The sequence below is a fragment of the Flavobacterium johnsoniae genome (assembly GCF_001879205.1).
Classification (GTDB): Bacteria; Bacteroidota; Bacteroidia; order Flavobacteriales; family Flavobacteriaceae; genus Flavobacterium; species Flavobacterium johnsoniae_A.
Window position 1 is genome coordinate 48139 of sequence record NZ_MLFK01000005.1, and the last position, 22872, is coordinate 71010.

Consider the following 22872-nt stretch of genomic DNA (forward strand, 5'->3'; position numbering starts at 1 on the left):
AAAATTAAACTAAGTACGATTTATCTTTCTGTTTTTATTCTACTTTTATAAATTATTAGCAATATAAAATGCCTTTGTAATCTATATTAAAAAATGGAAGATTTAAATACAGCCATAAAGTTTGCTTTTTTGATTATTTTAGTTATTTCGCCTATACTACTATTAAACAAATTGTATAAGCGCGATTTAAAAATGCTTTTCATTTCCTATCTCATAACCTCCATCGCCATAACATTCTCTTTAGTATTGATTATGGCATGGTGGTCTCATTTTTCAATTGAGCTTTTGCTTTCTCATTATGGCTATGATTCCAATCTTTTGACCGAAGCTGAAAGGCTGAAAAATGTTACTGCCGAAAATTTAGACCGCGTAAAAACATTAGATTCCAGCAGAATGGGAATTGGATGGCCGTTAAAAGCAATTCTGTTTTATATTTTTTATTCTCCTTATCTCTTAATAGTATATTTTGGCTGTTATTTTTATAGAAAATCAAAATTAAGCAAGCAGACAAATGGAACTTTTTAAAGGGAATAGAAGAGAATCTAACATAGAATTTGAAGAAGCTTTTTCCAGTTTAAAAAGAATGGAAAACATAGTTCCAAGTGCGAAAAGAACTCTTGAGTTACTGGCCAAATTAAACTCTGAAACAACAAATTCAGAGGCCGATGTTTTAATTGATGAATTCCATAAAATACAATACGGATCTAATACAAACAATGTTTTTTATTTCTATTTACCAATAGTGAGTCATATTTTGTATTATAAACCACAATATGAAAAAGAACTTTTAAAATATTTAGTAGGACCTAATTTTGCAAACGGAACATCGGAAACTAATGAAATGATTGAGATAATTATTAGCGCCATGAACTATAAACTCAGCCAAAACCAATATTATTTAACCAAAGAAAGCCAGCATTGGATTATAAATGAACTTCCAAAATTGCAAAAAGAAGTAGAACGAGAAATACAGGTTTGCTGGAAAGAATTAAACGAATAAAACAACTTTGCAATAATGAACCCAACCTTTTTCGCAACACAAGAAAATTTTAGAGAATGGTTAGAAAAGCATCACACAAAAGAAACCGAGCTTTTAGTAGGTTTTTATAAAGTGAATAGCAAAAAGCCCTCTATGTCCTGGTCAGAATCTGTAGATCAGGCACTTTGTTTTGGCTGGATAGACGGCGTTCGAAAATCTATTGACGAAGAAAGTTATACAATACGCTTTACGCCGAGAAAAAAATCAAGCATTTGGAGTGCCATCAACATTAAAAAAGTCGAAGAGCTTACAAAAGCCGGATTGATGAAAGAAGCAGGCATAAAAGCTTTCGAACTAAGATCTGAAGAAAGATCTAAAATTTACTGCCATGAAAACGAAACGTATATTCTTGATTCCGAACTTGAAAAACAATTTAAAGCCCATAAAACAGCTTGGGAATATTTTAGCAATCAGGCACCATCATACAGAAAAGTAATAATACATGTGATTATGAGCGCCAAACAAGAAAAAACCAGACTTGCAAGATTGGAAAAAGCAATAAAATTTAGCGCTGAGGGAAAACGAATGTTGTAAAGGTTGTTGCTTTGATATTTTATAAACTGTAACTTTATTCCGTTTAAAAGCTAAAAAAAAAGGAATGAGACAAAGAAAAACATTAGAATATTACGTTTTAGATGTATTTTCAAACGAAAGTTATAAAGGAAATCCGCTTTCTGTGGTTTTTACTGATGGCAACTTAGATTTAGAAACTTATCATAATATCTCTAAAGAGTTTGGTTATTCTGAAACTTCTTTTGTTTATTATTCAACAGCACAAAAAGCTTTAAACGTACGTTCGTTTACCCCAACGGGAATCGAAATCGACGGTGCAGGACATAATTTATTAGGCGCAGTCTGCGGTGCTTTGCTAAAAGGAATGCCGATTTTTGAGGAACAAAACGAAAGCGAGCCCTTTGTAATCATGAAACATTCGGCGATACCTGTAACAGTAAGCTTTGACCCTGTTACTTTTTATCCTGTGGTTCAAATGCATCAAAAATCGGCAGTTATTAAACAAGAAATTCCAACATATAAAATTGCGGTAGCTCTGGGCTTAAAAATTGAAGATCTGGATGTAAATGCTTTTGTACCAACGGTAGTTAAAACAGAAGTTGCACACACGATGGTTCCTATAAAAAATAGTCAATTATTAAACAGTTTTGTTCCAGACAATCAACTCTTAATTGAAATCTCAAAAGAATATAATTTTGAAGGTTTTTATTGTTTCACTATTGTTGATGAAGGTCAGGAACATATAGTCGAAACCAGATTTTTCAATCCAATAATCGGCATTAACGAAGATCCGGCAACAGGAACAGCGGCAGGTCCTTTAATTGGTTTTTTAACGCAAAAGAAATTCACTAAATCCGAAAAGGAATACAAAATTCTCCAAGGCGTAAAATTAAAACAAGCTTCGCTGATTGAAGTTATGAACCGTGAAGAAGATATTTTAGTTGGCGGTTCTTCAATTATTACGATGAAAGGAGAACTTTACATATGAAAAAAGCTGCATCGAGAAAATGCAGCTTTTATATTTTAATCAAAACAAAATCTTAGTTTGTTTTCATTGGAGGTAAATCAAACGCAACAGAATCGTGTTCGAAGTTATTTCTGTGTCCGCCATCGCAAAATGGTTTGTTTGCAGATAATCCGCAGCGGCAAAGTCCAAGTGCAGCTCTTCCTTGTAAACCGTATAGAGTTCCTTCCGGATCCATGATTTCAAAATCACCTTCAATTTTGATAGATCCGTTTTTATTGATAATTAGTTTTGTCTTGCTCATAAAATTTGTTTTTTCGGTTACAAAGATTGCAAAATATATTCCGAAGATTTTAGGGCGAATGCTAGTTTAAACTGGTTCTATTTTAGGTTTTAACGCGGAGATTCAAAGAGCTTTTCAGGGAGATTCAAAGAGCTTTTTATTGTTTGGGCGAAATAATCTCGCAAAGGCGCAGAGTCGCAAAGGTTTATTCTTTTGTCAGACTGAGCGATCCCGAGACTCTGGGAGAAGTCACACAAAGTTTTTTGAATTGCTCCTTTGCGAGATTAATTCGATTTACTTAAAAAAACTTAGCGAATCTCTGTGTTTTTCTTCGTGCGGCTCTGCGAAATTGCGTGCGAATCTCTGCGTAATAACAAAATCTCAATTCTATTGCTTATTTTTGCACTCAATAAAATTGAAATATGATACAGAATCCAAAGAGATATACGATCACGGCGGCATTACCTTATACTAATGGACCAATTCATATTGGGCATTTGGCGGGGGTTTACGTGCCTGCAGATATATATTCGAGATATTTAAGATTGCAAGGAAAAGATGTAGCATTTATCTGCGGAAGCGATGAACACGGAGTTGCAATTTCGATGAAAGCCAAAAAAGAAGGAATTACACCACAAGAAGTTATTGACAAATATGACGGAATTATCAGAAAATCATTTGCTGATTTCGGAATTTCATTCAACAATTATTCAAGAACTTCGGCTAAAATTCATCATGATACGGCTCAGGATTTTTTTAGAAAACTGTATGATAATGGTGATTTTATTGAAGAAGTAACCGAACAATTGTACGATGCAAAGGCAGATCAGTTTTTAGCTGATCGTTTTGTGGTTGGAACTTGTCCACGATGTGGTAATGATGGAGCTTATGGCGATCAGTGCGAAAATTGCGGGTCGACTTTGAATGCGACGGATTTAATTAATCCAAAATCTACCATTACGGGTGAAACTCCAATTTTAAAAGAAACAAAACACTGGTTTTTACCTTTAGACCGTTATTCTGATTTCTTAACAAAATGGATTTTAGAAGGTCATAAAAACGACTGGAAACCGAATGTTTATGGACAGGTAAAATCATGGATCGACGGCGGACTAGAGCCTCGTGCTGTTACACGTGACCTTGATTGGGGAATTGACGTTCCGGTTGAAGGTGCCGAAGGAAAAAAATTATACGTTTGGTTTGACGCGCCTATTGGGTACATTTCTTCTACTAAAGAATGGGCTGCACGCGAAGGAAAAGACTGGGAACCATATTGGAAAGATGAAGAAACGAAACTGGTTCACTTTATCGGGAAAGACAATATTGTTTTTCACTGTATTATTTTCCCGGCGATGCTAAAAGCCGAAGGAAGCTATATTTTACCAGACAATGTTCCGGCAAATGAATTTTTGAATTTAGAAGGAAACAAGCTTTCTACTTCAAAAAACTGGGCAGTTTGGTTACACGAATATTTAGAAGAGTTCCCGGATAAGCAGGATGTATTGCGTTATGCCTTAACATCTAACGCGCCGGAAACAAAAGATAATGATTTTACCTGGAAAGATTTCCAGGCGAGAAATAACAACGAATTGGTTGCCATTTTTGGAAACTTCGTGAATCGTGTTGTGGTTTTAACCAACAAATATTACGATGGTGTTATTCCAACGCCAAATGAATTTACAGAAATTGACGAAGCAACATTAAACGAATTAAAAGCATATCCTGCTGTAATTTCTAGTTCAGTTGAGCGTTATAGATTCCGTGAAGCTTTAGGCGAATTGATGAATGTTGCCCGTTTAGGAAACAAATATCTTGCTGACGAAGAGCCTTGGAAAGTAATGAAAGACAATCCTGAGCGTGTAAAAACGCAGATGTATGTCGCTTTGCAAATTGCTGCTGCGTTGAGCGTTTTGGCAGAACCCTTTTTACCTTTTACTGCTGCTAAACTTTCTAAAATATTAAATTTAGGTGATCTTAAAGAGCATTTTGAAGGATTCAGTAAATTTTTGAAAGAGAAAAATCGCGATGCAAAAGATATCATAATTGATAAAAAATTAGGCTGGAATGATATTTCTGAAAATTCAGATTTAATTCCGGCAGGACATAAAATTGGCGAGGCAGAATTGCTTTTTGCTAAAATTGAAGACGAAGAAATACAAAAACAAATAGATAAATTGGAAGCTACAAAAACCGCAAATATTGCTGAAAGCAAACAGCCTGAACCACAAAAAGATTTAATTCAGTTTGATGATTTTGCGAAAATGGATATTCGTATCGGAACTATTTTGGAAGCTGAAAAAATGCCAAAAGCAAACAAACTTTTGGTATTAAAAGTAGATACTGGAATTGACGTTCGTACTATCGTTTCGGGAATTGCAGAGAGTTTTTCTCCAGAAGAAATCATTGGAAAACGTGTTTCTGTTTTGGCCAATTTAGCTCCAAGAGCTTTACGCGGTGTTGAAAGCCAGGGAATGATTTTAATGACAACAAACTCAGAAGGAAAATTAGTTTTCGTAAACCCGGATGCTGATGCTCCAAACGGATCAACCGTAAACTAAAGTTTTATAAACGATATAAAATTGCGTGAATCGGTTAAAAATTAACTGATTCACGCAATTTTCTTTTTTAACTATAAGCCAAAAAATAATTTGAAAAAATAAATAAAAATGAAACTCACCAAACCAAGATTAGCATTAATCTGCGGTATACTCTGCATCTCGATATTTCCAATATTGGTAAAATTACGTCTAACTCCAGGATTAATTTCGGCTTTTTACCGAATGTTTTTTGCTGTAATTTTGCTGCTGCCTTATGTGCTTTTTAGCGGCAATTTTAAAATTCCTAATTTAAAATTTACTCTTCTGGCAGTTCTTTGCGGTGTATTATTTTCTTCAGATGTTGCCGTTTGGAATATTGCTATTCAGGATTCAAGCGCTACGCAGGCTTCTCTGCTTACCAATTTATCGCCGGTTTGGGTAGGAATTGGTTCTTTTCTCTTTTTGAAATCAAAACCCGCGACAAACTTCTGGATTGGAACCATTGTATCTTTATTTGGAATGATAACTCTGGTTGGTTTTGAGTTCTTTATTGACTTAAACTTCGATCAGGCTTTCCTTTTCGCCGTTTTATCCGGAATTTTATATTCAATTTATCTTTTGGTCAGCAAAAATGTACTTTCAGAAGTCGATGTTTTATCGTTTATGACTATCAGTTTAACGGCTTCCAGTATATATTTGGGAATTTTGTGCTACAGTTTAGACGAACCTTTCACCGGATTTTCAAATACAGGCTGGTTCGTATTGGTGCTTCAGGCAGTAATATGCCAATTGTGCGCCTGGCTTTCTATTAGTTATGCCACACAGCACATGCGCGCAACCAGGGTTTCATTGAGTTTATTGAGTCAGGCGGTGATTACCTCTATTTTAGCTTGGTTGTTTTTAGAAGAAAAAATAACTTTACAAATGGTTTTCGGCGGAATCATTCTGCTTTTCGGAATCCGAATTACTTTTTACGATAAAACTATTTCTTTAAAAAGGCTGTTTTCCAAGAATTAAATTCAAAGGTATCACGCAGATTTGGCAGATTTGAAAAATCATTTTACTTTCAATAATCTGTGAAAAAATTCAAGAAAATTAGTGGAATTCGCGGCAAAAACTTGAAACAAAAAGAACCTCAAACTTGAAACAAAAAACTTATGTTACATAAAAGCAAAATACCAAACTTAAAAGTAATCGCATTTGATGCAGATGATACTTTATTTGTAAACGAGCCTTATTTTCAGGAGACTGAACATAAATTCTGCGCTTTGATGGAAGATTATCTTTCGCATCAAGGCATTTCGCAGGAATTATTCAAAATTGAAATCGCCAATCTGCCTTTGTACGGTTACGGAATAAAAGGTTATATTCTTTCTATGATCGAAGCGGCAATGAATATTTCTAACAATACCATTCCGGTAGAAGTAATTGAAAAAATAATTCAATACGGGAAAGAACTTCTTGAAAAACCAATCGAACTTCTGGACGGAATCGAAGAAACGTTACAAGCCTTACACGGAAAATACAAATTGGTAGTTGCAACAAAGGGCGATTTAAAAGACCAGCACAGTAAATTGCATCGTTCTGGTTTAGGTCATTATTTTCACCATATCGAAGTAATGTCAGACAAACAGCAAATCGATTATCAAAAACTTTTGGGCCGTTTAGACATTCAGGCAAATGAGTTTTTAATGATTGGCAACTCATTAAAATCTGATGTTCTGCCTGTTTTAGAAATTGGAGGATATGCCGTTCATATTCCGTTTCACACCACTTGGGAGCACGAAAAAATCAATCACAAAGTTGAACACAAACACTTTAGTTCATTTGAAAAAATCACTGAAGTTGTTCATAATTTATTATAATGAAAACACTTTTAGACTTAGAAAACTGGAATAGAAAAGAACATTTTGCACATTTCAGACAAATGGACGAGCCTTTTTTTGGTGCCACTGTCGAAATTGACTGCACTCAGGCCTATCAAACAGCTAAACAACTAAATGTTTCTTTTTTCATTTTCTATCTGCATAAAACATTAACTGCGGTTAATGCAATTGAAAATTTTAAGTACAGAATTGCCGAAGATAAAATATACATCAACGATCGTATCGATGCATCAGCGACTATTGGCCGCGAAGACGGAACTTTCGGATTTTCTTTAATCGAATACAATCCGGATCTTACCCTCTTCAAAGAAAATGCTTTGGCAGAAATCAAGCGTATTCAAAACACAACCGGACTTTTTACAAGATCTTTTGATGATGATAATTTAATTCATTTTTCGGCTATTCCTTGGTTGAATTTCACTTCACTTTCGCATGCCAGAAGCTATACGTTTCCAGACAGCTGCCCTAAAATTTCTTTCGGAAAAATGATGACTTCAGAAACCGGAAAACGAACCATTGCCATGTCTGTTCATGTACACCACGGCTTAGCAGATGGTCTTCATGTGGGGCAATTTGTCGATTACTTTCAAAATGAGATGAATACAAAATAGCTTTTGTCTTACAAATTTACCTTATTTTGATACTCTAATGTCTTTTAGTGGCTAATGTGAGCGGCAATAAATTTGTTTGTTTGAGGAAAATTTTAAAACTCAAATTACAATGAAAAAAATTGTTATGACTCTGGCATTTGCATTAGGGTTAATTCATGTAAATGCACAAACAGAAAGTACTGCAAACAACTACAACAAGTGGTCTGTTGAGTTAGCCGGAGGGGTAAACAAACCTCAACGTCCAATGACTTCAGGTTATTTTACAAGCACACCAAGTCCTTGGGTAGGTGATCTTGGGGTTCGTTATATGTTTAACAACAAATTTGGTTTGAAAGCTGATTTTGGATACAATAGTTTTACAGCCAAAAACAACTCTATCGATTTTGATTCAAAATATTATAGAATAGATTTACAGGCTGTTGCTAACTTAGGACGCATCATGGATTTTGAAACATGGACCAATACATTTGGTTTATTGGCACATGCTGGTTTTGGTGTAGCTCAATTAGAAAACAAAGATTTACATGTAAAAGACAGAATGGGTAATTTTATTGCTGGTATAACCGGACAAATCAGATTATCAAACAGAGTGGCTTTAACTGGAGATTTTTCTACAATTTTAAATGCTGATCAAAATCTGAATTTTGATGGTACTTATATTGGTGAAAACAGAGGATTTTCAGGATTGCTATTTAACGGTACTGTTGGTTTAAATGTTTATTTAGGAAAAAACACTAAACATGCTGACTGGGCTGTAACTTCTCAAAATGTTGATCTTTCTGCTTACGACAGCAAGATTGCTGAACTTGAGAATCAAATAAAAAACATGCCTTCAAAACAAGTTATCGTAGAAAAACCAGTTACAAACAATGTAGTTGAAAATAAAGATGTGATGAAAGAAATGATAAACGATAAATATTACAGCGTTTATTTTGATTTCAACAAATCGACTCCAATTGAAAACTCTACTGCTGCAATAGATGTAGTTTTAACTTACTTAAGAAAAAACCCATCAGCATCTTTAGATATTATTGGATATGCTGACCAAGTTGGGAAATCTGAGTACAATGAAAAATTGTCAAATACAAGAGCAACTAACGTTAAAACTATATTTGAAAAAGCAGGAATCGCATCTTCAAGATTAAATGTTGTTGCAGCTGGTGCTGATACATCAATCCAAAAAGATTCTGAAGAAGCTAGAAGATTAGCAAGAAGAGTTACTTTTAAAGTAAAATAATTCTTTTCTAAGAATAAAAATTCAAGAGTCCTTACGAAATTCGTAAGGACTTTTTTTGTTGTCTTAAATCAAAACCAATACATATTGGCATGATTGAATTCTATTACACTTAAATATGGTTTATTTCCTTAAATTTGGAATGATATTTGACGATTGAAAATTCATGAAAAAACTATTTCTTTTCTCTCTTTTACTCTGTAAATCAGCACTGATAGGTCAAACAGTATTGAACTCGCTCCCATTAAATTTAGATGCCGCAGCAGAAAATGCCCAAACCCTGAATGCTGAAGATGTAAAAACTCACGATATTTATGTTTTTGCAGCAGACAACAGGAATATTAATATTTTAAAATATAATAAATCTCTGTTTCTTACCAATCAGTTTACAGATACTATTCGAAATCCTGAAAACAGATCCTTAACGGGATACAGCATTAGTGAAGACGGCAATCCTTTATTGTACTGGACTTCCCAAAACACACGAAATATTAAAATCATTAAATACTTTTTAGGCCTTAAAACTTCAAGAGTATTAAATTTCGATTTTCCCGAAGAAAATGAATATATCATAACCACTTTTCAAAAAAACAATATTTTTTACGTCCTGGGAAAAGAAAAAGGCCAAAAACATCTGCTGCTTTATGAATTTCAGAATGGAAAATGCGAAATAAAAATGTTTGATTTTTCGGCTTTTAACTTTCAAACAGAAAAAGGCCAGAATTTTACATTCAATGCACTTATTCGAAATTATCCTGTTCAAAAAATGGAAGCTTCTGATTTTAATCCTTTAGAAAAAGCATCTGCTATAAACAAAATGTATATCCTTGAAGATCATATCTTTTTGACATTTGACTATAACACACAAAAAACACAGGTTTTTGATCTTAATTTAAAAACTCTTGAAATTAAAGAAAAAATCTTTTCACAACCGGCAACAAAGAAAGTATCCAGAAGCTCGAATTCTTTTTACAGCGATGGCAGATTATTTCAGGTAAAGGCAAATAGTGATGAGTTTTTATATACTATAAAAGATTTTGATTCCGGACAGACGCTAAAAAGTGTTTCTGTTTCAAAAAATGATACGATACGATTTAAAAATTCTCCCTTGTTTCTTCAAACAAACAATGACAAACCTATAGAGCTGAAAAACACTGCAAAGTTCCTTAAGCAACTTTCAGATTTAAGTACAGGAATTTCAGTTTTTAAAAACAAAAAAAACAGCTTTGTGACATTTGGAGGCTTTGTAGAATATATAGTTTCCAACTTTCAATATGGACAAGGTGATTTTTTCAACGATTATAATGGCGGGCAATCTTATTACGTTCAAAATAAAATGGTGTTTTTTGATTCGATGTTCGATTCTAACCTTGACTTTGTAAGTAACAAACAATCAGAACCATTGGCCATTGACAACGCTTATTATTATTTAAGCACTAACAGAAATGCGGCGCTTCAAAATATTTTAAAACTAAAAGACTATTATATTTTGAGTTATTATGACACAGCTCTAAAGCAATTTATACTTCGCAGATTTACGGATGGATTTATTAGAGAAGGAGACGGAAACCCAGTTATGAACAAGGCTCAATTCTCTAAACCGTTCTCTTTTGAACCTATTAAAACACGTTAAATTTATTGAGAATTAATCCAAATGTATAATGTTTTCGCGGTTTCAAAAAAAGGGAATGAATTATTTTTTCTAACTTTACCAAAAAGACACATATTATGCTATCAAAAAATATTGAAACAGCTTTAAATAAGCAAATCCGCATAGAAGCAGAATCTTCGCAAACTTATCTTTCTATGGCTTGTTGGGCTGAAGTACACGGACTTGAGGGAATTGCTCAATTTATGTACACACAATCAGATGAAGAGCGTGCACATATGCTTAAACTAGTTAAGTATGTAAACGAACGCGGAGGACATGCTCAGGTTACAGATCTAAAAGCGCCAAGAACATCTTACAATACTTTTAAAGAAATGTTTGAGGAACTTTATAACCACGAAATTTTTGTTTCGCAGTCTATTAACGAATTGGTTCATATCACTTTTGAAGAAAAAGATTATGCAACGCACAATTTCTTACAATGGTACGTTTCGGAACAAATCGAGGAAGAAGCTACAGCTAAATCAATTTTGGACAAAATCAACTTAATTGGTGATGACAAAGGCGGACTTTACTTATTCGATCGTGATATTCAGCAATTAACAGTTACAAGCTCGATTGCTATCAATCCTAAATAAAAAAGTTAAAGTTTATTTAGAATATTTAAAAATAACTTTTTTCGTTTATATTTGTCTCTGTTTTTATAATACAGAGGAAAATTGGGCAAGAAAGAAAAAGACAAGGACAAAAAAAAGGATAAAAAGAAAAAAAAGAATAAAGATATCCTTGATAAAATTAAGAAGATTGAAAATTGCAAATCTTCTTGTTGTGAGAAATATAAAAAGAGTGAAAAGAAACGCTGCTCACGTTGTCCTATGTTTGATTTATTCAAAAAAACGGCTTAACGATATATACAAAACCCACCAAGAAATCTGGTGGGTTTTTAATTTTACTTAAATTCGTATTCTGATTTAAAAAAGTCTCCACCTTATTATGAAAAACGACATCATTATACCCCAATCCAGCCTTGATTTTTTGACTCAGCTAAAAGAGAACAATAACAAACCCTGGTTTGATGAACATAAATCAGAATATTTAATCGAATTAAATCATATCCAAAACTTTGCAGACGCTTTACTAAAAGAACTTTCCAAAAGTGATGTTCTGGAAACACAATCGGGCAAAAAAAGTGTGTACAGAATTTATCGTGACATTCGTTTTTCTAAAGACAAAACTCCTTTTAAAACCTATTGGGGCGGAAGTTATACACGAGCAACAAGTGCAAGACGCGGCGGCTATTATTTTCATCTGGAAAAAGGAAACAGTTTTTTCGCCGGCGGCTTTTGGGGGCCAAATGCTGCGGATCTAAAACGCATAAGAAGCGAATTTGCACACGACCCTGAATCTTTTAGAGAGATACTAAATTCAAAATCTTTTGTCAATAATTTTGGAACGCTTCAGGGCGAACAGCTCAAAACATCACCCAAAGGTTTCGACGCAGATCATGAGGCCATTGATTTACTGCGCTACAAACAATTTTTAGTTATCAAACGGTTTACTGATGATGAAGTTTTAAGTCCTTTGTTTCTGGAAAAGGCTTTAGAAGCATTCAAAAACATGAGGCCTTTTTTTGATTATATGAGCGAAGTACTTTCGACAGATGTAAATGGAGCTTCGGTTTTATAAATACATTCTTAATACAAATAATAAACCCGACAGGTTATCCCGTCCCGAAGTTTCGGGATCAGGACTGTCGGGTTTGCTTTATTTAATCAAGATTACTTACTAAGCAATAAAATTTCGTTTACAACAACCTCGGTGATATATCTCTTTTCTCCATTTTGGGTATCGTAACTTCGGTGGGTTAATTTTCCGTCAATCGCAACTTCTTTTCCTTTTGCAACAAACTTTTCGATAATTTCAGCGGTTTTTCCCCATGCTGTTACGCGGTGCCATTCGGTTTGCTCTACCCTTTCACCTTTATCATTTTTATAAATGTCTTTTGTGGCAATAGTTAAATGCGCCAGCTTTTTTCCGCTGTCTAATGTTTTAATTTCAGGATCGTTTCCTACGTTACCAATTAATTGTACTCTGTTTTTCATTGCATTCATGGCGTATAATATTTAAATGTTCGTATAAAAAAATCGTTGATCAAATTCAACATTGCAAAGATGCGCTGACTGTCAAAAATTATTCGGCTGTAAACTATTTACTTTCGGTTGTAAATAATTGTAAGCGTTTGTAAATGGAATTTATTTTTGCTATATTTGAGATAAATCCTACGATATGCAGACACAAATCAAAAAAGTTGAATTGCGAAATTTAGAACTGGAAGATTACAAACAATTGAAAAACTCAATGGTTGAATCGTATCCTGAAATGGCCAATTCATATTGGAGATCAAACGATATAAAAAAATTACTTTCAATATTTCCGGAAGGCCAATTGGTTATTTTAGTTGACGGAGTCGTAGTCGGCTCGGCTTTATCGCTTATTGTCGATGAAAAATTAGTTGATAAAAGGCATAATTACAGACAAATTATTGGCGATTATACTTTTTCTACTCATAATCCCGATGGTGAGATTTTATACGGAATCGATGTTTTCATCCATCCAAATTACCGAGGCCTGCGTTTGGGACGACGTTTATACGATGCGAGAAAAGAACTCTGCGAACAGCTAAATCTAAAAGCGATTGTTTTTGCCGGCAGAATTCCAAACTATAATCAATACGCAAAAAAACTTTCTCCAAAAGTTTATATTGAAAAAGTGAAGGACAAAGAACTCCATGATCCGGTACTTTCTTTTCAGCTGAGCAATGATTTTCATGTACTTCGAATAATTAAAAATTATCTTGAAGGAGATGAAGAATCAAAAGAGTTTGCTGTTCTTTTAGAATGGAACAATGTCTATTATGATGAAAGTCCGAAGCTGATCAACCTCGAAAAGAGCGTCATCAGGTTAGGATTAATTCAATGGCAGATGCGTCAGCTGAACAATGTTGAAGCACTTTTTGAACAGGCTGAATTTTTCATCGATGTTGTCTCCGGTTATGGAAGCGATTTTGCCTTATTTCCAGAACTTTTTATTGCGCCTTTAATGGCAGATTACAATCACTTATCTGAAGCAGAAGCCATCCGGGAACTGGCACGACATTCGGGACCAATCAGACAACGTTTTCAGGAGTTTGCCATTTCATACAACATCAACATTATTACAGGAAGTATGCCGCATCTTGAAAATGGTATTTTATATAATGTTGGCTTTTTATGCAAAAGAGATGGAACTTCAGAAATGTATTCTAAAATTCACATAACACCAAACGAGGTGCATCACTGGGGAATGAAAGGCGGATCTGAGTTTAAAACCTATGATACAGACTGCGGTAAAATTGGAATTTTAATTTGTTATGATGTTGAATTCCCGGAACTTTCAAGACTATTGGCAGATGAAGGAATGAACATTTTATTTGTTCCATTCTTAACTGATACTCAAAATGCTTACACACGTGTAAAACACTGCTCGCAGGCTCGCGCAATTGAAAACGAATGTTATGTTGCCATTGCCGGCTGCGTTGGAAATCTTCCGAAAGTAAACAATATGGATATTCAATATGCTCAGGCTTCGGTTTTTACGCCTTCTGATTTTGCTTTTCCGAGTAACGGAATTAAAGCAGAAGCTACTCCTAATACTGAAATGACACTGATTGTTGACGTTGATTTAAATTTATTAAAACATCTTCATGAACATGGAAGTGTGCGAATTCTTAAAGACAGAAGAACCGATTTATATCAAATTAATAAATTGTAATAATGAGAACATGTCTTGAATGCTCGGAAAAGCTTGTGGGCCGTGAAGATAAAAAGTTTTGTTCAGACAACTGCCGAAATGCCTACAACAATAAAATAAACAAAGACAGCAACAATTTCATGCGAAATGTAAACAACAAATTACGAAAAAATTACCGTATTTTGTCTGAGCTGAATGTGGATGGAAAATCAAAAGCAACCAGAGAGAAAATGATTAATAAAGGCTTTGATTTTGATTTCTTTACTAATATCTTGCACACCAAAACAGGCAATACCTACTATTTCCTGTATGACCAAGGATACAGGTCTTTGGACAATGATTATTATATGCTTGTTAAAAAAGAAATTTAGATTTATTCATCATGAGAAAAAACCCCACCTCAATTCTGGCAATAATCTGTATTCTGGCCATTCTTGCTATTATATATGCGACAATGATGCCGCAATGGATTTCAAAAACAGATGAAGCCCTTGCCGAATTCTCTACTGAAAGGGCTTTAAATCAAGTTGAAATCATAGCTCAAAAACCACATTATGTTGGCTCTACTAATCACGAGTTGGTCGCTAATTATCTCAAACTTGAACTTAACAGAATTGGTTTAGAAACTAGTATTCAGGAAGGTTTTACACTTAACGATAAAGGACTGCTGGTAAAATCTAAAAATATTCTGGCCCGAATTAAGGGAACAAATAACACCAAGGCTCTTTTACTTCTTTCTCATTATGATAGCGCACCGCATTCTTTTTCAAAAGGAGCAAGTGATGATGCATCAGGGGTTGCAACCATCCTTGAAGGAATCCGAGCATTTTTATACTCAAAACATCCGCAAAAAAACGATATTATAATTCTTTTTTCTGATGCTGAAGAACTAGGCTTAAACGGTGCCGCTCTTTTTGTAAACAAACATCCCTGGGCAAAAGATGTGGGTTTGGTTTTAAATTTTGAAGCCCGCGGTACTTCCGGACCAAGCTATATGCTGATGGAAACCAACAAAGGAAACCAGGCACTTGTTCAGGAATTCTCTAAAGCAAAAGCAGCCTATCCGGTGTCCAACTCACTGATGTACAGCATTTATAAAATGCTACCAAATGATACCGACTTAACCGTATTTAGAGAGCAGGGAAAAATTCAGGGGTTTAACTTTGCTTTTATAGACGGCCACTACAATTATCACACACAACAGGACGACGTTCAGCATTTAAACAAAACTACACTGGCACATCAGGGCTCATATCTGATGCCTTTATTAAAATACTTCGCCAATACCGACTTAAACCAGACTGCTTCATCTGAAGATTATGTTTATTTCAGCGCTCCATTCTCTTTCATCAGTTATCCATTTAGCTGGGTAATGCCAATGACCATTATTGCTTTAGGATTACTTATCATTTTTATATTTATAGGAAAAGCAAAGCGAATGATCTCTTTCAGAGAAATTTTCAAAGGATTTGTACCGCTTTTAGGATCTGTAATTACAGCAGGTTTAGTAACCTTTTTGGGATGGAAAATAATCTTAGAGATTTATCCGCAGTATTCTGATTTACTAAACGGATTTACTTATAACGGTCATGCTTACATTGGTGCATTTGTAACCTTAAGCATTGCCATTTGTTTTGCGTTCTACCATCATTTTTCTGACGCTAAAATAACGATGAACCATTTTGTGGCACCTTTACTGCTTTGGATCATCATTAATGCTTATTTGGCCAACAGTTTAGCCGGAGCAGGATTCTTAATCATTCCGGTTTATTTCGGCATACTTTTATTCGGAATCTTTGTTTTGACACAGCATTACAGCTTAGGTCTTAATTTACTTTTCAGTATTCCGGCCTTAGCCATTGTTGCCCCTTTTATTGTTATGTTTCCTATTGGTTTAGGATTAAAAATCCTTTTTGGAAGCGCTATTTTAACCGTGCTGCTTTTTGGATTATTACTTCCAATATTTAATATTTTCTTCAAAAAAGGAGCCTGGATTATGGTTTTCTTTGCTGTGTCTATTGGTTTCTTTATCTACGCCGGCTATCATTCAAATTATGAACACGGAAAAGCAAAATCTAACAGTTTACTATACGTTTACAATGCTAATACCAATTCAGCAGTTTGGGCAACTTACGATGTAAACCTTGATGATTGGACAAAAACCTATTTAGGCGAGAAGAATCAAAAAGCGGTTGGATTAAACAATCTGCCTATTTCAAGCAAATACAATTCTGGTTTTACATACAGTGCAATTGCACCAGTTGTTGACGTGCCAAAACCAACCATTTCTTTCCTGAAAGACAGCGTTGTGGGCAATAACAGATATTTAAAAATTAAAATCACTCCAAACCGAAAAGTAAATCGCTACGATATTTATGCCAATCCAAAAATGACATTTTATAACTTTAAGGCAAACGGAGTTTCTTCTTCCGGAGAAAAAGGAAATCGATTGGAAAGAGACGGAATGCGACTTTTGTGTTATTATGTTGTAGGCAATGAACCCCTAATTATGGATTTCTATATTAATAAATCGTCTGTTTTTGATATGGATTTAATCGAAAGTTCATTTGATCTAATGACAAATCCTTTATTAAAAGTGAACCCAAGAAGTGACTGGATGATGCCAACTCCTTTTGTTTTAAATGATGCCGTACTGATTCAGCAGAAAATAAAAAGATATACCGCTCCGGTAAGTCCGCCAATACAAGCGGCACCAGTTAAAGACAGCGCCGTAATTGTAAAAGACAGTTTACAGCCTGTGCTTAAACCATAATAAATATATCTTTCAAAAAAACAAAAAGCAGACTTTCTAATCAAAGTCTGCTTTTATTTTTTAGCAGGCGCATTCAATTTTTAAACCTTCTTTTACTCCTTTTGTCCCCTCGGTTGCATAGCCGTCGAACTTCCACCACTCGATGCCGCCAATTAGTTCTTTTACTTTAAACCCTAATCTGGCCATATTTAAAGCGCCCTTTGTTGAGGCATTGCATCCTATTCCGTCACAATATGTTACATACAAAACATCCTTATCTAAATGTTTCGTTGTTTCTACAGACATTTCGCGATGCGGAATGTTAATCGCACCCGGAATATGTTCTGCTTCATATCCAAAAACTTTCCTTGCATCTATTGCAACTATCTTTTCACCATTATTTAAAGCATCGAATAAATCTGACGGATCCATTTCGAATGCTAATTTTTGCTCATAAAATTTAATTTGATCTTCCATTGTAATATCGTTTTATCGATTTTGTTTTTTCAAAAGTAACCGAAGAATCGATGCCGAAAAAACGAAAAGAATTCATGAAGCGCATTAGTTTTTTTCATACAAAAGCGATTCTAAAATTTTGTTCCTTTGTATGTAAATCTCAAAAAATGGAAATACGTCATTTAAAATTGATAAAAGCAATTGTCGAAGAAGGAAGCATTACAAAAGCGATTGACAAACTTCATTTGACACAATCGGCTTTGAGTCATCAGCTCAAAGAAGCAGAATATCAATTAGGCACACCCATTTTTTTGAGAACCAATAAAAAACTGGTACTCACAAAAGCCGGAGAAAAAATCTATGAACTTGCCAATGACATTCTAAACAAACTCAGCGAAGCACAAACACAGATCAAACAAATGGTTTATGGCGAATATGGCGAAATCAGGATAAGTACCGAATGTTTTTCGAGTTATCATTGGCTTCCGCCGGTATTAAAACAATTTCATCTTTTGTATCCAAATGTAGAATTGAAAATAATAACCGAAGCAACCCATATTCCGCTTCAAAAGCTTTTAGAAAACTCCATTGACATTGCCATTGTAAGCGATACTATTAAAGACAATCATATAAAATATACGGAGCTTTTTCAGGACGAAGTGGTAATGGCTGTTTCTGAAAATCATCCGTGGGCAAATAAAAAATATGTCGTAGCCGAAGATTTTATTGATCAGCATTTATTAATTCATTCTCTTCCAATGGAAACGGTTACCATTCATCAGTTTATTTTGGCTCCAGCCAAAGTAACACCAAGAAAAGTAACGCCGCTTCCTTTAACAGAAGCTTCTCTGGAAATGGTAAAAGCCGATATGGGCGTTATGTCGATGGCAAAATGGGCTTTGCTTCCGCATTTAAAAAACAATCCGATTAAAGCTGTAAAAGTGGGCAAAAACGGTTTGAAACGAAAACACTTTATCGCTACAAGAGCAAATGAAACTTATCCGGATTATTTTCAGCACTTTATTAATTTTCTACAAAACGAAATTAACCTGCAATGGAATATTCAATAAGAAACTGCGAAATCGCCGACTTACCAAAACTGGTTATTTTATGCCAAAAACATGCAGCATTTGAGAAAGCAGCTTATTCTCCGGAGGGAAAAGAAGAAAGTTTAAAAGAAGCTCTTTTCGCCGAAAAGCCAAAACTGTTTTGTTTAGTAGCAGCCACAAAAGAAACGATCGTTGGGTATGTTTCGTATACTTTTGATTTTTCAACCTGGGATGCCCAGACTTTTGTTTACATGGATTGTTTGTTTTTGGAAGAAGAAGCCAGAGGTTTTGGAATTGGAGAAATTTTAATTGAAAGGTTAAAAGAAATTGGAATTGAAAATAACTGCGTCAACATTCAATGGCAAACGCCTCAGTTTAATGAAAGAGCCATAAAATTCTATAACAGAATTGGCGCAAAAGGAAAAGATAAAGTCCGATTTACATTAGATTTGTAATATGCAAATTTAATCTCGCAAAGTCGCTAAGACGCAAAGTTTTGAATAGCCTCCAGCTTTAGCTGGATGGAAAATATAGTTAAGGTAAAGGTCTATATTTGGCTAAAGCCCTTTTATATTTAAATCGTATTTCTCCAGCTAAAGCTGGAGGCTATTCAAAACTTTGCGTCTTAGCGACTTTGCGAGATTATTCTTCAAAACAACCTTAAAAAAAATGAAAAAAATAAGCATATTAGGCTGCGGGTGGCTTGGATTTCCCTTAGCGAAAAGATTAATCGAAAAAGGCTATACCGTAAAAGGATCTACAACTTCTGAAAATAAACTTTCCATTTTAGAAAATGCGGGAATAAATCCGTTTCTTGTCATCCTGAGTGAAGTCGAAGAATCAATTGAAAGCGAAAATGTATTAGAAAGTATAAATGACTTTCTAAATAACAGCGAAATCTTAATCATTGACATTCCACCAAAATTGCGAGGAAATAATGCTGATTCATCTGGTTCTTCGAGAAAAGTTTTTGTTGAGAAAATTCAGAATTTAATTCCGTTTATAGAGAAATCAAACGTTAAGAAAGTTCTCTTTGTGAGTTCAACTTCTGTTTACGGTGATGAAAACGAAATTATTACAGAAGAGACTAATCCAAATCCGGAAACAGAAAGCGGCAAACAATTACTTTTAGCGGAAGCGATTCTTCAAAAAAACAAGAACTTCGAAACTACAATTCTGCGTTTTGGCGGCTTAATTGGCGAAGACCGACATCCGGTTAAGTTTTTAGCAGGAAAAGAAAACCTCGAAAACCCGGATGCACCTGTAAATTTAATTCATCAAAACGATTGTATCTCCATCATTGAAGAAATCATAACTCAATCAAAATGGAATATTGTTTTTAACGCCGTTGCGCCCTTTCACCCAACCCGAGAAGAGTATTATACTCAAAAAGCAAAAGAGCAAAACCTGGTTGTACCAAAATTCAGTTCTGAAAAATCGAATATTAAAAAGACCATTTCAAGCGATAAAATCCAAAACGTTTTAAATTATAAGTTTAATTTAGAAGATTACTAGAGTTTTAGATGTCAGACAATTGTGCAAATTTTGTAACATAACTTTATAGGGTTTAAAAAAAACTTTGCGAACTTTGCGGGAAACATTTGCATCTTTGCGGTTAAAAAGTTGCAGTTAAACTATGGAAACAGTATATATCAATTCACCCTTAGGAATCACCAAAATAATTGGAGATGAAAACGGTATTGCTGTAATTTCAGTTTCAGATGTTGATACAAACGAAATTTCGGAAACAATTCCGGAAGTTTTGCAAGAAGCTGTTTCGCAGTTACAAGAATATTTTGAAGGTAAAAGAACCGATTTTGATTTAAAACTAAATCCAAAAGGCACCGAGTTCCAGCAGAAAGTCTGGAAAGCTTTATTAGAAATTCCATACGGAAAAACAGTAAGCTATATGGATCAAACAAAGAAACTGGGCGATGTAAAAGCAATTCGTGCAGTGGCTTCAGCAAATGGCAAAAATCCGCTTTGGATTGTAGTTCCCTGTCATCGTGTTATTGGCACAAACGGCTCCTTAACCGGTTACGCCGGCGGATTGTCTCGCAAAAAATGGCTTCTTGAACACGAAAATCCTTCTGCACAACAAAGCTTATTTTAAAATTCAACAGGAATTTCGCAGATTTACATAAATAAAAAATTTATAGTCTTATATTTACAAAACATTAAAATCTGTGTAATCTTTTACATAAAATAATGATTGAAAAAATAAACCTCAATAATATCCTATTTCTTGATATAGAAACGGTTCCGGAAGAAGAAAACTTCAATTCGCTTGATGTAGAAATGCAGTCGCTTTGGGATCTAAAAACACAATATCAGCGAAAAGATGATTTTACTCCAGAAGAATTCTACGATCGAGCCGGAATTTGGGCAGAGTTCGGAAAGATTATCTGTATTTCGGTTGGATATTTTACTATTAAAGGTGATGTTCGCAATTTTAGAGTGACTTCTTTCTTTGGAGAAGAAAAAAAGATCCTGAAAGACTTTAATAATCTGCTGAACAATCATTTCAATCAGCCGCAACATTTATTATGCGGTCATAATGCCAAAGAATTTGATATTCCGTTTATTGCCAGAAGAATGATTATCAATCAAATTGCAATTCCAGACAAACTGAATTTATTTGGTAAAAAACCTTGGGAAATTCCACATCTGGACACTTTAGAACTTTGGAAGTTTGGTGATTACAAACATTTTACCTCACTCAAATTATTAACTAAAATTCTCGGAGTTCCTTCTCCAAAAGGAGATATCGATGGCAGTCAGGTTGCGCATGTCTATTATGTCGAAAAAGATATTGACCGAATTATAACATATTGTGAAAAAGATACTATTGCCGTAGCGCAAATTTTCCTTCGTTTACGTCGTGAAGATTTACTTATTGAAGATGAAATTATTCATGTATAATTTTTTGAGTTGCGGAGCTGCTAAGATTTTGAGGCACTAAGGTTTTTTATTAGAAGGTCAACTTAAATTACTTATATAATTTATACGGTTTAAAATATGACGCATTCTGAAATTTCACATCATCGTATGGTTTCTCAGAAACTGTTTAATACAGAAAAATGTTCGCCACAGGAAATTGTACATCATTTGGGTGCCATGCAGGCGCAGGATTATGCCATGGCAAAATGGGCAATTGGTTCTCGTTGCGATGCATCTGAAAAAGAAATTGAAGAAGCTGTAAACTCAGCACAAATAATCAGAACGCATATTTTACGGCCAACCTGGCATTTTGTTTCGGCCGAAGATATTTATTGGATGCTGGATGTTTCTGGTCCGCAAGTACAAAAAATGACCCTTTCTGCTGCTAAAAAATATGGCTATGATCTCAAAAAACTAGAACAAACCAATTCAAAAATCGAAAAATTATTAGCAGGAAATAATCATTTAACCCGAGATGACATCATGAAGGAACTCGACATCAAAAAGAGTTCTAAAGAAGATTTTCTGGCCACTGCAATTATGATGCATGCAGAATTGGAAGGTTTGGTTTGTAACGGAAAAATGAAAGGGAAACAAATTACCTATGCATTGCTTGAAGAACGAGTTCAAAAACCAAAAACCAAATTAACTAAAGAAGATGGATTAGCGAAACTCGCCCTTCGTTATTTTGAAAGTCATGGTCCGGCAACGTTGCTTGATTTTTCGTGGTGGTCTGGTTTTTCGCCTACTATCTGTAAAAACACCATTAATGCAATTGAGTTGCAACTGAATATAATTGAGATTGAGAATCAAGCTTATTACTTTGTAAATCAACTGTCTGATGAAAAATTATTCCGCGAGAGCGTGCATTTTCTTCCAGCATTTGATGAAATTCTAATTGCTTATAAAACCAGAGAAGCTTCTATTTTATTAGAACATCAGAATAAGGCTTTTACCAATAATGGTATTTTTAAACCTATAATTCTCGAAAATGGAAAGGTCATCGGCACCTGGAAAAGAACTATAAAAAAAGATCACGCCAAAATAGAAACGGAGTTTTTTAATGAAACCGAAAGTTCGAAAAAAGAAATTCTATTTGATGGTCTTAAAGCTTTTGAAAATTATCTCGAAACCAAAATCGTGATCGAATAATGCTTCGCAAAATAAAATCTTATGCATTTTATCTCTAAATAATTACATTTACAAAAAA

The 22872-nt window shown here is 34.5% G+C and carries 25 protein-coding genes; 22 read left to right on the forward strand and 3 right to left on the reverse strand.

Annotation, left to right across the window (positions count from 1 at the left end):
• Positions 1-93: 93 nt before the first annotated feature.
• The 4 genes from BKM63_RS05455 (at position 94) to BKM63_RS05470 (ending at position 2540) form a co-directional block, all read left to right on the forward strand.
• Positions 94-525: a hypothetical protein gene (locus tag BKM63_RS05455; RefSeq protein WP_071635627.1), complete on the forward strand. Its 432-nt coding sequence runs from the start codon at positions 94-96 to the stop codon at positions 523-525.
• Complete coding sequence (locus BKM63_RS05460; RefSeq protein WP_071635628.1) at positions 512-1000, forward strand: hypothetical protein; 489 nt, start codon at positions 512-514, stop codon at positions 998-1000. Before BKM63_RS05455 ends, BKM63_RS05460 begins: the two co-directional genes overlap by 14 nt.
• A gap of 15 nt (positions 1001-1015) precedes the next feature.
• Positions 1016-1573 carry a YdeI/OmpD-associated family protein gene (locus tag BKM63_RS05465; RefSeq protein ID WP_071635629.1) on the forward strand — a complete coding sequence of 186 codons (558 nt, stop codon included), beginning with the start codon at positions 1016-1018 and terminating at the stop codon, positions 1571-1573.
• 64 nt (positions 1574-1637) lie between these two features.
• Positions 1638-2540: a PhzF family phenazine biosynthesis protein gene (locus BKM63_RS05470; protein ID WP_071635630.1), complete on the forward strand. Its 903-nt coding sequence runs from the start codon at positions 1638-1640 to the stop codon at positions 2538-2540.
• A gap of 52 nt (positions 2541-2592) precedes the next feature.
• Here the strand turns inward: BKM63_RS05470 and BKM63_RS05475 are convergent, their stop codons facing one another.
• Positions 2593-2820, reverse strand: a complete 228-nt coding sequence (locus BKM63_RS05475; RefSeq protein WP_071635631.1) for a CDGSH iron-sulfur domain-containing protein — start codon at positions 2818-2820, stop codon at positions 2593-2595.
• A gap of 401 nt (positions 2821-3221) precedes the next feature.
• On the opposite strand from BKM63_RS05475, the gene metG reads away from it, so the two are divergent.
• The 9 genes from metG to BKM63_RS05520 all read left to right on the forward strand — a co-directional run bounded on the left by metG (position 3222) and on the right by BKM63_RS05520 (position 12362).
• Positions 3222-5357, forward strand: a complete 2136-nt coding sequence (gene metG, locus BKM63_RS05480; RefSeq protein WP_071635632.1) for a methionine--tRNA ligase — start codon at positions 3222-3224, stop codon at positions 5355-5357.
• Between the two features lie 108 nt (positions 5358-5465).
• The gene (locus BKM63_RS05485; protein WP_071635633.1) at positions 5466-6353 is read left to right on the forward strand and encodes a DMT family transporter; all 888 of its coding nucleotides are present in this window, start codon (positions 5466-5468) and stop codon (positions 6351-6353) included.
• 140 nt (positions 6354-6493) lie between these two features.
• Positions 6494-7201: an HAD family hydrolase gene (locus BKM63_RS05490; protein WP_071635634.1), complete on the forward strand. Its 708-nt coding sequence runs from the start codon at positions 6494-6496 to the stop codon at positions 7199-7201.
• Positions 7201-7833 carry a chloramphenicol acetyltransferase gene (locus tag BKM63_RS05495; protein ID WP_071635635.1) on the forward strand — a complete coding sequence of 211 codons (633 nt, stop codon included), beginning with the start codon at positions 7201-7203 and terminating at the stop codon, positions 7831-7833. The genes BKM63_RS05490 and BKM63_RS05495 overlap by 1 nt, the downstream gene beginning before the upstream one ends.
• A gap of 109 nt (positions 7834-7942) precedes the next feature.
• Positions 7943-9070 carry an OmpA family protein gene (locus BKM63_RS05500; RefSeq protein ID WP_071635636.1) on the forward strand — a complete coding sequence of 376 codons (1128 nt, stop codon included), beginning with the start codon at positions 7943-7945 and terminating at the stop codon, positions 9068-9070.
• A gap of 163 nt (positions 9071-9233) precedes the next feature.
• Entirely contained in the window at positions 9234-10700 is a 1467-nt protein-coding gene (locus BKM63_RS05505) for a hypothetical protein (protein WP_071635637.1), read from the forward strand.
• Between the two features lie 95 nt (positions 10701-10795).
• Entirely contained in the window at positions 10796-11314 is a 519-nt protein-coding gene (locus tag BKM63_RS05510; protein ID WP_071635638.1) for a ferritin, read from the forward strand.
• An 81-nt stretch (positions 11315-11395) separates the two neighbouring features.
• On the forward strand, positions 11396-11581 hold the full coding sequence (locus BKM63_RS05515; RefSeq protein ID WP_071635639.1) for a hypothetical protein: 186 nt from the start codon (positions 11396-11398) through the stop codon (positions 11579-11581).
• A gap of 88 nt (positions 11582-11669) precedes the next feature.
• The gene (locus BKM63_RS05520; RefSeq protein WP_071635640.1) at positions 11670-12362 is read left to right on the forward strand and encodes a DUF2461 domain-containing protein; all 693 of its coding nucleotides are present in this window, start codon (positions 11670-11672) and stop codon (positions 12360-12362) included.
• Between the two features lie 92 nt (positions 12363-12454).
• Here the strand turns inward: BKM63_RS05520 and BKM63_RS05525 are convergent, their stop codons facing one another.
• Complete coding sequence (locus BKM63_RS05525) at positions 12455-12787, reverse strand: single-stranded DNA-binding protein (protein ID WP_071635641.1); 333 nt, start codon at positions 12785-12787, stop codon at positions 12455-12457.
• Between the two features lie 175 nt (positions 12788-12962).
• Here BKM63_RS05525 and BKM63_RS05530 point away from each other — a divergent pair, with 175 nt between their 5' ends.
• The 3 genes from BKM63_RS05530 to BKM63_RS05540 are packed head-to-tail and all read left to right on the forward strand — an operon-like array spanning position 12963 to position 17238.
• The gene (locus BKM63_RS05530; protein WP_071635642.1) at positions 12963-14486 is read left to right on the forward strand and encodes a bifunctional GNAT family N-acetyltransferase/carbon-nitrogen hydrolase family protein; all 1524 of its coding nucleotides are present in this window, start codon (positions 12963-12965) and stop codon (positions 14484-14486) included.
• Positions 14487-14488: 2 nt separating this feature from the next.
• Positions 14489-14836 carry a hypothetical protein gene (locus BKM63_RS05535; protein ID WP_071635643.1) on the forward strand — a complete coding sequence of 116 codons (348 nt, stop codon included), beginning with the start codon at positions 14489-14491 and terminating at the stop codon, positions 14834-14836.
• Between the two features lie 11 nt (positions 14837-14847).
• Positions 14848-17238, forward strand: a complete 2391-nt coding sequence (locus BKM63_RS05540; protein WP_083572184.1) for a M28 family peptidase — start codon at positions 14848-14850, stop codon at positions 17236-17238.
• 60 nt (positions 17239-17298) lie between these two features.
• Here the strand turns inward: BKM63_RS05540 and BKM63_RS05545 are convergent, their stop codons facing one another.
• The gene (locus tag BKM63_RS05545; protein WP_071635644.1) at positions 17299-17694 is read right to left on the reverse strand and encodes a rhodanese-like domain-containing protein; all 396 of its coding nucleotides are present in this window, start codon (positions 17692-17694) and stop codon (positions 17299-17301) included.
• Between the two features lie 146 nt (positions 17695-17840).
• Here BKM63_RS05545 and BKM63_RS05550 point away from each other — a divergent pair, with 146 nt between their 5' ends.
• The 6 genes from BKM63_RS05550 (at position 17841) to BKM63_RS05575 (ending at position 22814) form a co-directional block, all read left to right on the forward strand.
• A complete protein-coding gene (locus BKM63_RS05550; protein ID WP_071635645.1) occupies positions 17841-18743 on the forward strand; it encodes a LysR family transcriptional regulator in 903 nt (300 codons plus the stop codon).
• Complete coding sequence (locus tag BKM63_RS05555) at positions 18728-19177, forward strand: GNAT family N-acetyltransferase (protein ID WP_071635646.1); 450 nt, start codon at positions 18728-18730, stop codon at positions 19175-19177. The genes BKM63_RS05550 and BKM63_RS05555 overlap by 16 nt, the downstream gene beginning before the upstream one ends.
• 214 nt (positions 19178-19391) lie before the next feature.
• Positions 19392-20237 carry an SDR family oxidoreductase gene (locus BKM63_RS05560; protein ID WP_071635647.1) on the forward strand — a complete coding sequence of 282 codons (846 nt, stop codon included), beginning with the start codon at positions 19392-19394 and terminating at the stop codon, positions 20235-20237.
• A 121-nt stretch (positions 20238-20358) separates the two neighbouring features.
• Positions 20359-20835: a methylated-DNA--[protein]-cysteine S-methyltransferase gene (locus BKM63_RS05565; RefSeq protein WP_071635648.1), complete on the forward strand. Its 477-nt coding sequence runs from the start codon at positions 20359-20361 to the stop codon at positions 20833-20835.
• A 95-nt stretch (positions 20836-20930) separates the two neighbouring features.
• Complete coding sequence (locus tag BKM63_RS05570) at positions 20931-21644, forward strand: 3'-5' exonuclease (protein WP_071635649.1); 714 nt, start codon at positions 20931-20933, stop codon at positions 21642-21644.
• 96 nt (positions 21645-21740) lie between these two features.
• Positions 21741-22814 (forward strand): winged helix DNA-binding domain-containing protein, encoded by a 1074-nt coding sequence (locus BKM63_RS05575; RefSeq protein ID WP_071635650.1) that lies wholly within the window; start codon positions 21741-21743, stop codon positions 22812-22814.
• Positions 22815-22872: the final 58 nt, after the last annotated feature.

Coding starts and splice junctions, on each gene's coding strand:
- BKM63_RS05455 (WP_071635627.1), top strand. CDS start 94: ATGGAAGATTTAAATACAGCCATAAAGTTTGCTTTTTTGATTATTTTA.
- BKM63_RS05460 (WP_071635628.1), top strand. CDS start 512: ATGGAACTTTTTAAAGGGAATAGAAGAGAATCTAACATAGAATTTGAA.
- BKM63_RS05465 (WP_071635629.1), top strand. CDS start 1,016: ATGAACCCAACCTTTTTCGCAACACAAGAAAATTTTAGAGAATGGTTA.
- BKM63_RS05470 (WP_071635630.1), top strand. CDS start 1,638: ATGAGACAAAGAAAAACATTAGAATATTACGTTTTAGATGTATTTTCA.
- BKM63_RS05475 (WP_071635631.1), bottom strand. CDS start 2,820: ATGAGCAAGACAAAACTAATTATCAATAAAAACGGATCTATCAAAATT.
- metG (WP_071635632.1), top strand. CDS start 3,222: ATGATACAGAATCCAAAGAGATATACGATCACGGCGGCATTACCTTAT.
- BKM63_RS05485 (WP_071635633.1), top strand. CDS start 5,466: ATGAAACTCACCAAACCAAGATTAGCATTAATCTGCGGTATACTCTGC.
- BKM63_RS05490 (WP_071635634.1), top strand. CDS start 6,494: ATGTTACATAAAAGCAAAATACCAAACTTAAAAGTAATCGCATTTGAT.
- BKM63_RS05495 (WP_071635635.1), top strand. CDS start 7,201: ATGAAAACACTTTTAGACTTAGAAAACTGGAATAGAAAAGAACATTTT.
- BKM63_RS05500 (WP_071635636.1), top strand. CDS start 7,943: ATGAAAAAAATTGTTATGACTCTGGCATTTGCATTAGGGTTAATTCAT.
- BKM63_RS05505 (WP_071635637.1), top strand. CDS start 9,234: ATGAAAAAACTATTTCTTTTCTCTCTTTTACTCTGTAAATCAGCACTG.
- BKM63_RS05510 (WP_071635638.1), top strand. CDS start 10,796: ATGCTATCAAAAAATATTGAAACAGCTTTAAATAAGCAAATCCGCATA.
- BKM63_RS05520 (WP_071635640.1), top strand. CDS start 11,670: ATGAAAAACGACATCATTATACCCCAATCCAGCCTTGATTTTTTGACT.
- BKM63_RS05525 (WP_071635641.1), bottom strand. CDS start 12,787: ATGAATGCAATGAAAAACAGAGTACAATTAATTGGTAACGTAGGAAAC.
- BKM63_RS05530 (WP_071635642.1), top strand. CDS start 12,963: ATGCAGACACAAATCAAAAAAGTTGAATTGCGAAATTTAGAACTGGAA.
- BKM63_RS05535 (WP_071635643.1), top strand. CDS start 14,489: ATGAGAACATGTCTTGAATGCTCGGAAAAGCTTGTGGGCCGTGAAGAT.
- BKM63_RS05540 (WP_083572184.1), top strand. CDS start 14,848: ATGAGAAAAAACCCCACCTCAATTCTGGCAATAATCTGTATTCTGGCC.
- BKM63_RS05545 (WP_071635644.1), bottom strand. CDS start 17,694: ATGGAAGATCAAATTAAATTTTATGAGCAAAAATTAGCATTCGAAATG.
- BKM63_RS05550 (WP_071635645.1), top strand. CDS start 17,841: ATGGAAATACGTCATTTAAAATTGATAAAAGCAATTGTCGAAGAAGGA.
- BKM63_RS05555 (WP_071635646.1), top strand. CDS start 18,728: ATGGAATATTCAATAAGAAACTGCGAAATCGCCGACTTACCAAAACTG.
- BKM63_RS05560 (WP_071635647.1), top strand. CDS start 19,392: ATGAAAAAAATAAGCATATTAGGCTGCGGGTGGCTTGGATTTCCCTTA.
- BKM63_RS05565 (WP_071635648.1), top strand. CDS start 20,359: ATGGAAACAGTATATATCAATTCACCCTTAGGAATCACCAAAATAATT.
- BKM63_RS05570 (WP_071635649.1), top strand. CDS start 20,931: ATGATTGAAAAAATAAACCTCAATAATATCCTATTTCTTGATATAGAA.
- BKM63_RS05575 (WP_071635650.1), top strand. CDS start 21,741: ATGACGCATTCTGAAATTTCACATCATCGTATGGTTTCTCAGAAACTG.